Here is a 14085-nt window from a genome sequence, read left to right as displayed (position 1 = left end):
CAAATCATCTCTACGCCGCGTTGTGCAGGCGCGGGGTGACGAGACCGGGCGCGGTGACGCCGCGCAGCGACTTTGCCAGCGCCAGCACCGCGAGATCGGCGAGCGGCTCGATCACGATGACCAGCGCATAGGACGCGGCAAAGATCGCGATGTTGGCGAGGTTGGTCGCGCCGAAGCCCGAACCGTAGATGGCCCAGAACGCAACCCAGGCGATGATGCCCGACTGATACGCCGTCGAGAGCGCCAGCGCCTGACGATACTGCAGGTCGACATAGGCCGTGTTGCGGGGAATGATGCGGGTCGCGAGCGCCTGGATGGCGAACAGAGGCACCAAGAGCGTGGTGACGTTCATGCCATATTGCGGCAGGTCAGTAGGCACGAAGAACAGGCCTTGCAGCAGGAGGCCAAGCGCGAGACCAAGGGCTGCCGGTGCCGCACCGAACAGCAGGAACAGGGTCGAGCCGAGGATGAAGTGCACCTCGGAGACCCCGACCGGGAAGTGCGGCAGGATCTCGAAGAAGGTGAAGACCAGCGCGGTCGTCGCAGCCGTCCGCACCGCGAACGAGCTGATGCCCTGCTCGCGCACGGTCTCGGCCGCGAGCTTCAGCGCAACGCCGCCCGCGGCGATGCCGGTTGCGTAACTCAACACGAGCTTGGCGCCCGTCACGATTCCGGGTTCGATATGCATGGTTCAAGTCCTTCCTGCCGTCACACCCGACGGCCTTGGCGTCCAAACGTGCAGGGCCGGTCTCCTGGCTCGCGGATCGAAGGGGATCTCCGGCCTTCCCGGGCCTTGCGGCCCAGTGGCGGATCGGAGCCCCTCACCGCTTACAGTCGCGGGGGCGGCTGGGGTTTGGGGCGCCGCAACTGGGTCCGCCCACCCCCATTCCCGATTATGCTCCGACGCTTTGCGCCGCATCGAGCACCATGCCCCTCTTGTGTGCCCCTTTCGCAAGCCGGGCGTCAAGGGTCGAACGGCGGCCACGGGCATCATCACGAAGATTCTCCCGCCAATGCGCCAAACAGGATGACGGCGGCCGTGGTCGCGGGCGCGGCCTGCGTGAGCTCTTCGGCGAGCCTTGCGATCGTGGTCCGGACGAGCCGCTCATCGACGCGGCCCAGGGATTCCGCAAACAGCGCTGGCGTTTCCGGCGAAAGACCATGCGCGATCAGCTTTGCGGCCAGATCCGGAAACGTGCGCCGGCCCATATAGACCACCGTCGTCGCGTCCGGGTCGGCCAGCGCCGCCCAGTTCAGATTTTGCGGCAACTGTCCGGTCACGTCGGCCCCGGTCACGAACTGCACCCGGCGCGCGGTGTTTCGCCGGGTCAGGGGGATGCCGGCTTGAGCCGCCGCGACGCAGGCCGAGGTGACGCCGGGCACGATCTCGTAGCCGATCCCCGACGCCCGAAGCGTCTCGATCTCCTCCTCGAGCCGGCCGAAGATGCCGGCATCGCCGGATTTCAGCCGCACCACGCGCGCACCGGTCGCCGCATAATCGACCAGCAGGCGGTTGACGTGCTGCTGCTTGGTCGAGGGCCGGCCAGCGCGTTTTCCGACCGCCACCAGATTGGCCCCGGGCCGGGCAAGCTCGAGGATCGCGCCGGACGCGAGATCGTCATAGAGGATGACGTCGGCCCCGCGCAACCGCGCGGCGCCCTTGAGCGTCAAAAGCTCGGGATCGCCGGGACCGGCGGAGATGAAGGAGACGAAGCCGCTCACCGGTCCTCCGCAATCAGGTGAAAGAAAGTGCCCGTCGCATGCCCGCGCCGCGATCCTGTCTCCGCGACAACAGCGCCTGTCGCGTCACGCACGATCGCAAGCGGTACATCAGGCTGCGCGAGAATCGTCGAATAATGGAATTCATGACCGCGCAGGCGCGCGCCCGGCCGACGTCCCGGCATTGGTGCCGCGAGCTCGGCAAGACGATAGCCGAGATGCATGCGACGCTTGGCAAAGCTCGTCTCCAGGCCCAGGAGGCCAAGCATCTCGTGCCGCGCGCCGTCGGCATCGGTCAAGGTCGCGCCCATCACCATGTAGCCGCCGCATTCGCCATGGACCGGCCGCGTCTCGGCGAAGTCGCGCATGCGCTCGCGAAAGCGCGTATTCACTGCGAGCCGGCCGGGATGCAACTCGGGATAACCGCCGGGCAGCCAGCACACATCGGCGCTTGCATCGGGTCCCTCGTCGGCGAGCGGCGAGAACGGCTGGATCTCCGCACCGGCGTCGCGCCAGGCCTCGAGCATATGTGGATAGACGAAGGAAAACGCGGCGTCGCGCGCCAGCGCAATGCGCTGGCCCGGCGGCGTGACGTTGAGCCCATTCGTGGCTGATTGCGCCAACCATGTGGACGCCGCGCCCAGCACGGCATCGAGATCGACGTGCTCACTGACAAAGCGCGCCGCTTCATCGATCAGGGTTCCGATCTCCGCCTGCTCTTCGGCCTGCACCAGGCCGAGATGCCGCTTCGGCAGGCTGATCTCGGCATGGCGCGGCAACGCGCCGAACACCGCAATGCCGGCATCGTTCATCGCACGCCGCACGAGATCCTCATGCCGCGGGCTCGCGACGCGGTTGAGCACGACGCCGGCAAGGCGCACACCGCTGCGAAAATCGCGCAGGCCCGCGGCAATCGCGGCGGCCGTCTGCGCCTGGCCGGACGGATCGATCACCAGCAGCACCGGCCAGCCCATCATCTCCGCGATGTCGGCGGTGGCGCCCGTACCCGAGACGCCCCGCGCGGCAACGCCGTCGAACAGGCCCATTGAGCCCTCGGCCAGTATGAGATCGGCGTTCGCGCCGCGGCTGACGAGATGTTCGATGCTCGCACGATCCATCGCCCAGCTGTCGATGTTGACGGAGGCGCGTCCCGTGGCCGCCGCGTGAAAGGCGGGATCGATGTAGTCAGGGCCGCTCTTGAAGCACTGCACCTTGAGGCCGCGATCGCGATAGGCGCGTGCGAGCGCCAGCGTCAGCGTCGTCTTGCCGACGCCGGAAGCCGGCGCGGAAATGACGAGACCTGCCGCCATCACGATGCCTCCGGAAAGCGCGGCGCCGGTCCGACCGGCCGGTAGCGGCGATCGTAGTCGGCGGCGTAAAGACGGCTCTCGGAGAACTCCTCCGAGCCGAGTGTTTTGCCGACCAGGATGAGCGCGGTACGTTCGAGCTCGGCGCCGACGGCCGCATCGAGCGTGGCGAGCGTAGCGCGGACGATGCGCTGGTCCGGCCAGCTCGCGCGCCAGACGATCGCCACCGGACAGTCCGCGCCATAGTGCGGCGTCAACTCGGCGATCACCTTGTCGAGCAGATGAATCGAGAGATGGATCGCGAGCACCGCGCCGGTCGCGGCGAACGCAGCAAGCTTCTCGCCATCTGGCATCGCGCTCGCGCGTCCCGGTGTCCGCGTCAGCACCACCGATTGCGCAAGCCCCGGCAGCGTCAGCTCGGCCTCCAGCGCAGCGGCGGCCGCCGCGAAGGACGGCACACCCGGTGTGACGGTGAAGGGAATGCCGAGCGCGCGCAGGCGGCGCAATTGCTCGCCCATCGCCGACCAGACCGAGAGGTCGCCCGAATGTAGCCGCGCGACATCCTTGCCTTCTCCATGCGCGTTGGCGATCTCGGCGATGATCTCGTCGAGCGACAGCGGCGCCGTGTTGACGATCCGCGCGCCCTTCGGGCAGTGCGCCAGAACGCCTTCTGGCACGAGCGAGCCCGCATAGAGGCACACCGGCGAGGCCGCGATCAGATCACGCCCACGCAAGGTGAGGAGATCGGCGGCGCCCGGCCCCGCCCCAATGAAATGCACGGTCATTCGCCGTCTCCCTCAGCAATCGCCGCGGTCGCGGTCCGGTCCTGCGAAACCACGCGCGTCGCAATCAGTCGCGCGCCACGGCCGGCGGCCGCAAGCGCGACGGCTTCCGCCACCGATCCAGTGCCGAACTTTTCCTGGATGAGTTTTGACTGCGTCGGCGTCGCGATGCCGGCGAGCATGTCGGCGGAAATGGCCTTGATCGGCACGTCGAATTCGCCCGCCAGCAACTTCAGCGCCGGGCTGTCCGCCTTGTCGCTGACTGTTGCAACAGCCGCGAGACCTTCCACGCCGCCCGCGGCGAGAAGTGCCTCGCGCAGTGCAGCAAGGGTAACGTCGTGCTTGAAGCCGAGCCCAGCGACCTTCATCGCACCACGCTCCATTGCACGACCGGCCGCGCCGCGTCCCAGGATCGATAGCGTCCCAACGGGCCCGCATGCGCAATCTCGACCCGCATCAATTCGCCGCCATAGCGCTGGTTCAGCTCCACCAGCAACGTTTCCGTCTCCAGCGTCACGGCATGAGCAACCAGCCGCGTGCCCTGCGCAATCTGCGACCAGATAGCATCGAACATCGCGGCATCGAGGCCGCCGCCGATGAACACGGCGTCGGGCGTCTCCAGGCCCGCCGTTGCGCCGGGCGCAGCTCCTACGATCACGGCGATCCGATGCGCCAGTCCGAAAGCCGCGGCATTGCTGCGGATGTTCGCGGCACGATCCTCGCGCGCCTCGATCGCAATCGCCGCGCCGCCGCACAAGGCCCATTCCACCGAGATCGAACCCGAGCCCGCCCCGATGTCCCAGAGGCGTTCGCCCGGACGCGGCGCCAGCGCGGACAAAGCCAGCGCACGTATCGGCCGCTTGGTGATCTGACCGTCATGCAGGAAGAGATCGTCCGCAAGGCCGGAGCTGCGGGGAATCCCATTCGGTCCCCTCGCCTCCAGCGCGACCGCGACCAGGTCGCCAGGCTCGGCTGCACAGGCGTCCGCTTGGTGCGACCTGATACGCTCGCGCTGCCCGCCGAGCGCTGAGAGGGTCCGGAACGTCGACGCGCCCCAGCCTCGCTCCGTCAACCAGCTCGCGAGATCGCTGGCCGCCTTGCCGTCGCGCACAAGGCAGATGATCCGCGCACCATCTGCCAGATGTGGCACCAGACGCTCGAACGGCGCGGCATGGAGCGCAACGCATATGCAAGATTCGACTCGCCAGCCCAATCTCGCCGCAGCCAGCGAGAACGTCGAAGGCGCGGAATGCGCGATCCACTCGCCCGCTTCCAGCCTCTCGGCGAGGCTCGCTCCGGCGCCGTGCCAGAACGGATCGCCGGACGCAAGCACCGCGGTGGGCCGGCCGCGGCAATCCAGCACGACATCTGCGTCGAACGGCACTGGCCACGGGCGGCCGCGATCGGCTATGCCTGCCAGCGCAAGATGGCGCTCGCCGCCGAACACGGTTTCGGCCCTGGCAAGCGCCTTTCGGCTTGCCTCGGAGAGGCCGGCAAGGCCATCTTCGCCGATACCGATGATGGTCAGCCAGGGATCAGCCATGACGCGCGCGCTCATTCTGGGCGGAACGGGTGATGCGAATGCGCTCGCCGCGGAGATCGCGCGCGCCGGCGTCGATGCGATCTATTCCTACGGCGGTCGCACCCGCGCGCCTGCCGGTCAGCCGCTGCCGACCCGCACCGGCGGCTTCGGCGGCGTGAGCGGACTTGCGGACTACATCCGGCAGGAGGGCATCACGCATGTCGTCGACGCCACCCATCCCTTTGCGGCCGAGATGAGCCGCAATGCGGTCGCGGCCTGCACAGAAACGGAGACGCCGCTGGTCGCGCTCGAACGCGCACCCTGGGTTAAAGCGGCCGGAGATCACTGGATCGAGGTCGCGGATATCGCCGCCGCAGTCGCAGCCCTGCCCGAGACGCCGGCGTGCATCTTCCTCGCGATCGGCCGGCAGCATATCGCGCCGTTTAGCGAGAGGCCGCAGCACGCCTATACGCTCAGGTTCGTCGACCCGCCTGAGGGCGCGCTGCCGTTCGAAGCCGATGTCATCGTATCGCGCGGGCCGTTCACGCTTAAAAGCGAGCTGGAGATGCTGCAATCGCGCCGCATCGCATGGATCGTCGCCCGCAATTCCGGCGGCGATGGCGCGCGCGCCAAGATCGACGCAGGCCGCGCGCTCGACTTGCCCGTCATCATGATCTCGCGACCGCAACTGCCCGAGCGGCCGCGGGTGGAAAGCGTGGTCGAGGTCATGGCCTGGCTCGGTCATCGGGCCTGCCTCGGCGCATAGACCCACCGGCCGACACGGCGTGTCTGCGAATTGCCGACGATCACGAGCGTGCGCATGTCGGCCATCTCGGGCGTCGCCTCGTTCAGCGCGACTGTCTCGATTCGCTCGTCCGGCGCACTGATCGCGCGGGCGAAGATCACCAGCCTTTCGCCGCAGCCCGCCTCCTTCAGCACCGCGAGCGCGCGGCCAAAACCTTCCGGCCGGCTCGCCGAGCGCGGATTGTAGAGCGCGATCGCGAAATCGGCCTCCGCCGCAAGGCGCAGGCGCTTCTCGATCGCCGCCCAGGGCTTGAGATTGTCGGAGAGATTGATCGCGCAGAAATCATGGCCGAGCGGCGCGCCAGCGCGCGCAGCCGCGGCCAGCATCGCGGTCACACCGGGCAGCACGCGGATCGGAAGCTCTCGCCATTGTGGCGCCTGTTCAAGCGCCTCGAACACGGCCGACGCCATCGCGAACACGCCGGGATCTCCCGAGGACACCACGACGACGCTTCGTCCCTCGGCTGCGAGACGCAGCGCCTCGCTCGCACGCTGAAGCTCCACGCGGTTGTCCGACGGATGCAGCGTGAGACCATCGCGGGCTGCGACGCGCGCGACATAAGGCGCGTAGCCCACCACATCAGTCGCAGCCGCGAGCGCTGCGGAGACTTCCGGCGTCACCAGCGCCTCGTCGCCGGGCCCAAGTCCCGCAATGGTCAGCGTTCCCGTCATTCGCCGGCGTCCATGCGCCGCCCCCGCCCGTGCACCAGCACGATCGCGAAATAAGGACAGTCGGATTCGTCGATCTCGGCGAGCCGCGCAACGCGCTCGCCCGGCATGGTGCCGCGCTCGACCAGCCAGGCATCGTCGAGCCTGCCGGCCGACGCAAGGGCACGCCGCACCTTCTGCAAATTGCGTCCAGTTTTCATGATGACGAGCGCATCGGAATTGCACATCCGCTGCTCAAGCTCGTCCTCGGCCAGCGTCCCCATCAGGACCGTCGTCACGTCGTCGCCGAGCGCGATCGGCTGGCCGACCGCGCTCCAGCAGCCGGCCATGCCTGGAATGCCGGCGATCACCTCGATCTCCACGCGCCCCTGCAGGCGTGCGTGCAGGTGCATGAAGGAGCCGTAGAAGTAAGGATCTCCCTCGCAGAGCACGACGACGTCAACCGCGCGTGCCAGCCGCGCCAGCCGCTCAGCCCATTCGTCGTAGAATCCGGCGAGCAGGCGCACATATTCAGGACTATCGAACGCGATCTCGGTCGTAACCGGATATTCCATCGGATATTCGGTGACGTCACCTGCGAGCATGCCCTCGACGATGCGCCGCGCCTGGCCCGGGCGGCCTTTCTTGCGGAAATAGGCGACGTGCCTTGCTGCCCGCACCTCACGGTCGGCACGCACGCTCATCAGGTCGGGATCACCAGGCCCAAGGCCGCAGCAGATGATACGTCCCATCTCTACTCGCTCCGGCTCGCCAGCGCATTCACGGCGGCAACGGTGATCGCCGAGCCGCCAAGCCGCCCCTCGACCGCCAATGCCGGCGCCGGCGGATTCGCCATCAGGGCAGCCTTGGATTCGGCCGCGCCGACGAAGCCGACCGGACAGCCGATGATCGCCGCCGGCCGCGGGCAGTCTTGGTCCTCCAGCATGTTGAGCAGGTGAAACAGCGCGGTCGGCGCGTTGCCGATCGCGACGATCGCGCCTTCCAGATGCGGCCGCCAGAGTTCGAGGGCCGCCGCCGAGCGCGTATTGCGCATGGCCTGTGCAAGCGTCGGGACGGCAGGATCGCCGAGGGTGCAAATGACGGCGTTGCCGGCTGGTAACCGCGCGCGCGTGATTCCTTCCGACACCATGCGCGCGTCGCACAGGATCGGCGCGCCGCCCTCGAGCGCCGCGCGCGCGACGCGCGCCATGCCCGGCGTGAAGCGGATATGGGCCTCGAGCCCCACCATCCCGGCGGCATGAATCATGCGAACGGCGACCTGCTCCTCGTCCGCGGTGAAGCGCGCGAGGTCCGCTTCCGCACGGATGGTGGCAAAGGACTGCCGATAGATCGCTGCGCCGTCGGTCTCGTACACGTGCGCCATCATCGCCCTCCCATCAGCACGGAGGGATTTTTGACGATCTCAGCGCTGCTCAGACCACGCAGCACCGGCATATCGCGGGTCGAGCCGCACCGCACGAGGTCAAATCCGTCGCGAGTTGCAACAAGTGTCACTGCTGCCGGACCGGAATGCGCGCAACCCTTAGCACATCCGGAGACATGAAGCCGTGCATCGGGCGCGATGTGCGGCGCGAGCGTGGCCGCGAGCGCGCGGGTGTCGGCATGTGCCTCGCGGCAGCGCGGCGCGCCGCTACAGGCGATCACACGCAACGCGGGATCGTCGGCCTCGGTGATGAGGCCTTCACCGCCCGGCATCTCGCGCAAGCCCTCCGCCAAAATCATCCGCCACGGCGTCATCCGCAGCGCCGGCGCGCAGGACGCAAGATGAGTGAGCGCCGCATGCGGCAACTGGCCGAACGCGACACCCAAGATCGCGCCGTGCGGATAAAGACCAGGACGTGGCCCAACTGCCGCTGCCGCGGGCTCGGCGTCGCCGCGCAAGCCTTCAGGCAGCGTCGCGCCGGCAGCGATATGCGCCGCCATCCGCCCTCGCCCACCCTTGGCTCCGCCGGATGCCATGAACCACTCTGCCAGTGCTAGCGCCGCGGCCACAGCTTCTCCGCGCGCAGCGGTGCGACCGAGCTCCGCACCATCAGCGCGCACGACAAGTTCACCAGCGCGATCGCGCTCGATCCGGACGTCCGCGGATGCGCCGGCCAGCAAGCGCTCGCGCCCATCATCAATAGCAAAACCGAACTTGGTCGGAAGATCGAGCGCGCTGTCGGCAAGGGCCTGTTCGAGTTCACCGGCGAGCAAGCAGGTGTCGTCGCCGACGTTCCAGAATGGCGTCACCAGAATATTGCGCCGCGATTCGGTCCCCGGATCGGCATCGAGCAGGCCCAACTGCGCGAGCCCGTCGAGCAGAGGCAGATGCGCCGTCTCGGTCACGCCCCTCACTTGAAGATTGGCCCGGCTGGTGACGTCGATCAGGCCATTGCCATGGCGCGCGGCAAGCTCGGCAATGCCGGCCGCCTGCGTCGCCGCAAGCCGTCCGCCATGCGGGCGCACACGAACCACGAGGCCATCGCCCGACAACATCGGCCGTAGCGCGCCCGGACACCAGCCCTTGATCGCGACCGCGCTCATGAGGCCTCCTTCAGCGCCGCCGCAATCGAGTTGCGGCGCGTCTTCCAGAGGGCGGCTTCGTGCAGTCGAGTGAAGCAGGTTTCGATCGCAGCCAATGCGGCCGGATTTTCCCGTGCCATGAACGCACGAACCTCGTCATTGCCGAGTGTCGCATCATAGTAGAGATCGAACAGATGCGGCGGCACGGCACCGGCAAGATGGGCGAATGCAGCCATGTGCTCGAGCGTCGCTGTGATCTCCGCCGCGCCACGAAAACCGTGGCGCATCATGCCGGCGATCCAGTCGGGATTGGCGGCGCGGGCGCGGACGACCCGCGAGATCTCTTCCGTCAGCGCGCGCGCCTGCGGCTGGTCGGGCCGCGTCGCATCGAGGTGATAGAGCGATGGCGCGGCAGCACCTAACTTGGCCGCCGCAGCCGCAACGCCTGCCTCATGCGCGGCATAGTCGGCGGCGAGCAGCAGGTCTGTCTCGGGCAGATCCTGCACATGGACGAAGGCGTCGGCAGCGGCGAGCCTCGTCTCGATGCCGGCGCGATTCTGCCGCATCTCGCCCTCTGATGACAACGACCAGGATGACGCCGATAGCCAGGCCTCGCCAGCCGCCGCACGTGAGTCCTCGGTGAAGACATCCGGTATCGAGGACAGGCCGACGCCATACTGTCCGGGACGCGGTCCGAACACGCGTGCGGCGCGTGTGCGATAGGGATTTTCGTCACCCTCGTCGTCGCGCGTCGAGAGCGCCTCGCTGGCCGCCTCGAACAATTGCGCGAGGCCCGCGAAGACGTCGCGGAACAGGCCGGACACGCGCAGCGTGACGTCGATGCGGGGACGGCCGAGTTCCGCCGGCGCGATGATGTCGTAGCCTGTCACGCGCCCTGATGCGTGATCCCAGCGCGGCGCGAGGCCGGCGAGATGCAGCGCCATCGCGAACTCCTCACCGGCGGTGCGCATGGTCGCGGAGCCCCACAGGTCGACCACGAGTCCCTTCGGCCAGTCGCCATGATCCTGCAAGTGACGGCGCAACAGTTCTTCCGCGAGCTTGATGCCTTGCGCATGAGCCGACGGGGTCGGCACGGCGCGGGGATCGACGGCGAACAGATTGCGCCCGGTCGGCAGCACGTCGTGGCGCCCGCGATAGGGCGAGCCCGCAGGCCCCGGCGCGACGCGCCGGCCGGACAAGGCCGCGATGAGCGCGTCCCTCTCTGCTTCGCCACAAGTTCCACGACCGAACACATGCAGGCCGTCGCCGAACTGGCTTTCCTTGAGATCGCAGACGAAGCGATCGATGCGCGGAATTGCTTCGGCCGGCGCAGCCGACGCGGCAAGACCGAGATCGGCGTCGAGGCCGGCGGCGCGTGCCTCGTCGCGGATCTCGGCGATCAGGCGTTGCCGGCGGGCGGGATCAAGACCGTCAGCGGTCGAATATTCGTCCAGCAGTTGCTCGAGCCGGCGCAAGGCCTCCGGCACCGCGGACTTCGCCAGTGGCGGCGGCAGATGGCCGATCGTGACCGCGCCGGTGCGCCGCTTGGCCTGCGCCGCCTCGCCGGGATCGTTGACGATGAAGGGATAGATGACAGGCAGATCGCCGATCAGCGCCTGGGGCCAGCAGGATGACGACAGCGCCACGGATTTCCCCGGCAGCCATTCCAGCGTGCCATGCGCGCCCATGTGCACGACGGCGGCGAAGCCCTGCTGCCGCAGCCAGAGATAAAATGCGACATAGGCATGGCGCGGCGTGCGCGAAAGATCGTGATAGTCGGCATCACGGTGACTGACCTCACCGCGCTCCGGCTGCACCGCGATGATCGTCTTGCCGCTTTTGATCGCCGCGAAATGAAATTTGCCGCCACGACAGTTCGGATCGTCCTCTGGCGCTCCCCAGGCGCGCTCGAGGTCATCCTGCAATGCCCCCGGAAGGCGGGAGAGCGTGGCTCGATAGTCGGCGACACTCCACGTCAAGTCTTGCTTCAGCAAGACATCGCCGAGCGCACTCAGCGGTTCGACGTCAAAGCCGGCCTTGCCGAGATCGGCGAGCAGCACTTCAACGGAGGCGAGCGCATCGAGCCCGACCGCGTGGGCAATCTGGTGCGGTCGACCGGGATAGTTGGAAAGCACGATCGCCAGCCGCTTCTCGCCCGCCGGCTCCTGCGCGAGCTTCTGCCAGGCCACCACGCGCGCAACGACGGCGGCGACACGCTCGTCATCCGGCCGATGCGCCAGGTGCGCAAACTGCAAGTCAGGATCGCGCTCGCCAGCCGACTTGAAGCTCACCACGCCCGCGAACACGCGGCCGTCGACCTCCGGGAGCACGACATGCATCGCCAGATCGCCCGGCGAGAGCCCGCGCAGAGAGTCAGCCCAGTCCTCGCGCCTTGCCGTGGAGAGCGCGACCTGGAACACAGGACACGATGCGGCATCGAACGGCGTCGTGCCGTCGTCGCCAACGGCGGAGAACGCGGTCGCATTGACGATAGCGGCGGGCGGATGCTGCGCAAAGTGCGCGCGCAGCCAATCGGCCACGCCCGGTGCCTTTAGTGAGGTCACGAACAACCCCCAGGCATCAAAGCCCCTCTCGCGGAGCGTCGCGATTAGCGCATCGACCGGGGCAGTATCGGCGGCCGTGAGATAAGAGCGGTAAAAGGTAACGAGCGCACGAGGTTCTTCATCGGGATCAGGCAGCGACGCGACAACACCACGCCTCGGCTCGTAGAAACCAATCTCGGGAACCTCGATCTCTCCAACCACTGGCCCGGCATAGAGACCCGAGGCCAGCGCAAGCTGGGCGATCGCGGCTTGTGCAGCGACCGGTCCGCCCTTGTCGCAGAGCACTTTCAGCCGCCTGAGCGTCGAGACCGGCAAGGTCGAGAACGCATCCAGCCGTTCATCATCGCGGCCATCCGCCGGCAACACGGCAAGCGCGATGCCGCGCTCCTTCGCCAGTTGCTGGAGCGCCGCGAGCCCGTAGGCCCAATAGGACTCGCCGCCGATCAGGCGCACCAGAATGCCGCGCGCTTGCGACAGGGTCCGCTCGATATAGGTGTCGACCGACAGCGGATGACGCAGCTCGGCCAGATTGGCGAGCCGCAGCGACGGCAGGTTTTCGCGGCCACGCCGCCAGCCAGCCGCGAACGCGGCGAGATCCGAGTCCGAGAACGAGAGCACCACGAGATCGGCCGGATCCTGGCCGATGTCCCTTGGCGTCGCGGTCTCCTCGAGACCGTGGCTCTCGCGGAAGACGACGTGCATCAGATGCCAAGCCCTGAAATGCCAAGCCCTGAAATGCCAAGTCCTGCCTTGATCGCGGCCTCGTCGATATCGCCATGCTCGCCGATCACGACCAGCTTGGATTGCCGGGGACGCACGCCCCAGGGCTGATCGAACTGGTGCCGCACCCGCTCGCCGACCGATTGCAGCAACAGCCGCATCGGCTTGCCCTTGACCGCGATATAGCCTTTTGCGCGCAGCACGTTCTGCTCACGCGCCAGCCGCTGCACCGAGGCGATCAGCGCCTCGACGTCGACGACCTCAGGCAGATCGATCACGACGGAGTTGAAATCGTTGTGTTCGTGCTCGTCCTCGCCATCGTGATGGGATGGGCGCGCGGCGAGGTCATCTTCGGCCGCGGCTTCCAGGCCGAGGATCACGCGCAGATCGACCGCGCCGTCGACCACGGGGAGCATCGGCACCGGACGCGGCATCTCGGCGGATATCACCGCCTTCGCCGCTTCGAGCCCTTCCGCGCCCGCAAGGTCAGCCTTGGTGAGCAGCACGATGTCGGCGCAGGCGATCTGGTCCTCGAACACCTCCGACAGCGGCGTCTCGTGATCGAGATTCGCGTCGGCCGCACGCTGTGCCTCAACAGCATCCGGGTCCGGCGCGAAGCGGCCGGCCGCGACCGCCTCGGCATCCGCCAGCGCGATCACGCCATCGACCGTGATCCGCGAGCGGATCTCCGGCCAGTCGAACGCTTTCAGCAGCGGCTTCGGCAGGGCCAGCCCCGACGTTTCGATCAGGATGTGGTCCGGCCTCACCCGGCGCGCGAGCAGTTGCTCCATCGCCGGAATGAAATCGTCGGCCACGGTGCAGCAGATGCAGCCATTGGCGAGCTCGACGATGTTCTCCTCCGGACAATTGGCATCCGCGCAGGATTTCAGGATCTCGCCGTCGACGCCTTCACTGCCGAACTCGTTGACGAGCACCGCGAGCTTTTTGCCGTTGGCATTGGTGATCAGATGCTGGATCAGCGTCGTCTTGCCTGATCCCAGAAAGCCCGTGACGACCGTGACCGGAACTTTTGCGAGCGTGTTCATTCGGCGGCCTCCGGCACGACGGCGATGGGGGGAATGCGGGCAAGCGATTGCTTGCGAAAGATTTCGGGACGGCTGCGCCATGGCACGATGCCGTCGGGCGCAGCGGCGTAAGCCGAAGCGCCTGCGATCACGTCGCTCGCATTGGCATCCGACAGGCGGCCATAGACATAGGACCATCGACCGGGCGCGCTGAGCGCCACCGAACAGCCCTGGCTACAGGCCGACAGGCATTCGACGGGAACCAGGTTGACGCCCGCGGGTACGCCGGCGTCCAGGATCGCGGCATGAAGCCGCGCGCCGGGCGTGGTTTCGCCTTCGCCCAGCGTCTGGCCGGCGCGGCAGGTGATGCAAACGTGAAGTGTGACGGCCATCGCCCCTTCCAGGATATCTGCGGGAGGCGATGAGGCGCACGAACCGCTCGATGAGAGGGTCCGCTTCCCCGTCGCG

The 14085-nt window shown here is 67.7% G+C and carries 14 protein-coding genes and 1 riboswitch; of the genes, 1 reads left to right on the top strand and 13 read right to left on the bottom strand.

Annotation, left to right across the window (positions count from 1 at the left end; genetic code table 11):
* Positions 1-10 precede the first annotated feature (10 nt).
* The 6 genes from Q2941_RS00930 to cbiE form a co-directional block, all read right to left on the bottom strand.
* A complete protein-coding gene (locus Q2941_RS00930; RefSeq protein ID WP_458191288.1) occupies positions 11-688 on the bottom strand; it encodes an energy-coupling factor ABC transporter permease in 678 nt (225 codons plus the stop codon).
* 37 nt (positions 689-725) lie between these two features.
* A riboswitch (cobalamin riboswitch) is annotated at positions 726-945 on the bottom strand.
* Between the two features lie 48 nt (positions 946-993).
* Positions 994-1722 carry a uroporphyrinogen-III C-methyltransferase gene (cobA, locus tag Q2941_RS00925; protein WP_254113178.1) on the bottom strand — a complete coding sequence of 243 codons (729 nt, stop codon included), beginning with the start codon at positions 1720-1722 and terminating at the stop codon, positions 994-996.
* Positions 1719-3029, bottom strand: coding sequence for a cobyrinic acid a,c-diamide synthase CobB (locus Q2941_RS00920; RefSeq protein ID WP_458191287.1), 1311 nt, complete (start codon positions 3027-3029; stop codon positions 1719-1721). Before Q2941_RS00920 ends, cobA begins: the two co-directional genes overlap by 4 nt.
* Positions 3029-3811 carry a precorrin-4 C(11)-methyltransferase gene (gene cobM / locus Q2941_RS00915; RefSeq protein WP_027521095.1) on the bottom strand — a complete coding sequence of 261 codons (783 nt, stop codon included), beginning with the start codon at positions 3809-3811 and terminating at the stop codon, positions 3029-3031. Before cobM ends, Q2941_RS00920 begins: the two co-directional genes overlap by 1 nt.
* On the bottom strand, positions 3808-4176 hold the full coding sequence (locus tag Q2941_RS00910) for a cobalamin biosynthesis protein (RefSeq protein ID WP_254113180.1): 369 nt from the start codon (positions 4174-4176) through the stop codon (positions 3808-3810). The genes cobM and Q2941_RS00910 overlap by 4 nt, the downstream gene beginning before the upstream one ends.
* Positions 4173-5351: a precorrin-6y C5,15-methyltransferase (decarboxylating) subunit CbiE gene (cbiE, locus tag Q2941_RS00905; RefSeq protein ID WP_458191286.1), complete on the bottom strand. Its 1179-nt coding sequence runs from the start codon at positions 5349-5351 to the stop codon at positions 4173-4175. Before cbiE ends, Q2941_RS00910 begins: the two co-directional genes overlap by 4 nt.
* Here cbiE and Q2941_RS00900 point away from each other — a divergent pair.
* Positions 5350-6096 carry a cobalt-precorrin-6A reductase gene (locus tag Q2941_RS00900; RefSeq protein WP_458191285.1) on the top strand — a complete coding sequence of 249 codons (747 nt, stop codon included), beginning with the start codon at positions 5350-5352 and terminating at the stop codon, positions 6094-6096. The genes cbiE and Q2941_RS00900 overlap by 2 nt on opposite strands.
* On the opposite strand, the gene cobJ is transcribed toward Q2941_RS00900, so the two are convergent.
* Genes cobJ through Q2941_RS00865 form a run of 7 tightly spaced genes read right to left on the bottom strand, consistent with a single transcriptional unit; the run spans position 6072 to position 14009 of the window.
* The gene (gene cobJ / locus Q2941_RS00895) at positions 6072-6806 is read right to left on the bottom strand and encodes a precorrin-3B C(17)-methyltransferase (RefSeq protein ID WP_254113183.1); all 735 of its coding nucleotides are present in this window, start codon (positions 6804-6806) and stop codon (positions 6072-6074) included. The genes Q2941_RS00900 and cobJ overlap by 25 nt on opposite strands.
* Positions 6803-7534: a precorrin-2 C(20)-methyltransferase gene (locus Q2941_RS00890; RefSeq protein WP_458191284.1), complete on the bottom strand. Its 732-nt coding sequence runs from the start codon at positions 7532-7534 to the stop codon at positions 6803-6805. The genes cobJ and Q2941_RS00890 overlap by 4 nt, the downstream gene beginning before the upstream one ends.
* Before the next feature lie 2 nt (positions 7535-7536).
* Positions 7537-8166, bottom strand: a complete 630-nt coding sequence (locus Q2941_RS00885) for a precorrin-8X methylmutase (RefSeq protein WP_458191283.1) — start codon at positions 8164-8166, stop codon at positions 7537-7539.
* Complete coding sequence (cobG, locus tag Q2941_RS00880; protein WP_027521102.1) at positions 8166-9329, bottom strand: precorrin-3B synthase; 1164 nt, start codon at positions 9327-9329, stop codon at positions 8166-8168. Before cobG ends, Q2941_RS00885 begins: the two co-directional genes overlap by 1 nt.
* Positions 9326-12574, bottom strand: a complete 3249-nt coding sequence (gene cobN, locus Q2941_RS00875; RefSeq protein WP_458191282.1) for a cobaltochelatase subunit CobN — start codon at positions 12572-12574, stop codon at positions 9326-9328. The genes cobG and cobN overlap by 4 nt, the downstream gene beginning before the upstream one ends.
* Positions 12574-13638 carry a cobalamin biosynthesis protein CobW gene (gene cobW, locus Q2941_RS00870; protein ID WP_458191281.1) on the bottom strand — a complete coding sequence of 355 codons (1065 nt, stop codon included), beginning with the start codon at positions 13636-13638 and terminating at the stop codon, positions 12574-12576. Before cobW ends, cobN begins: the two co-directional genes overlap by 1 nt.
* Positions 13635-14009 carry a DUF1636 family protein gene (locus Q2941_RS00865; RefSeq protein WP_027521105.1) on the bottom strand — a complete coding sequence of 125 codons (375 nt, stop codon included), beginning with the start codon at positions 14007-14009 and terminating at the stop codon, positions 13635-13637. The genes cobW and Q2941_RS00865 overlap by 4 nt, the downstream gene beginning before the upstream one ends.
* Positions 14010-14085 lie beyond the last annotated feature (76 nt).

It is taken from the genome of Bradyrhizobium sp. UFLA05-153 (assembly GCF_054185185.1).
The sequence above is the reverse complement of the archived record's forward strand: the minus strand, read 5'-3'. Positions and strand labels throughout refer to the sequence as shown.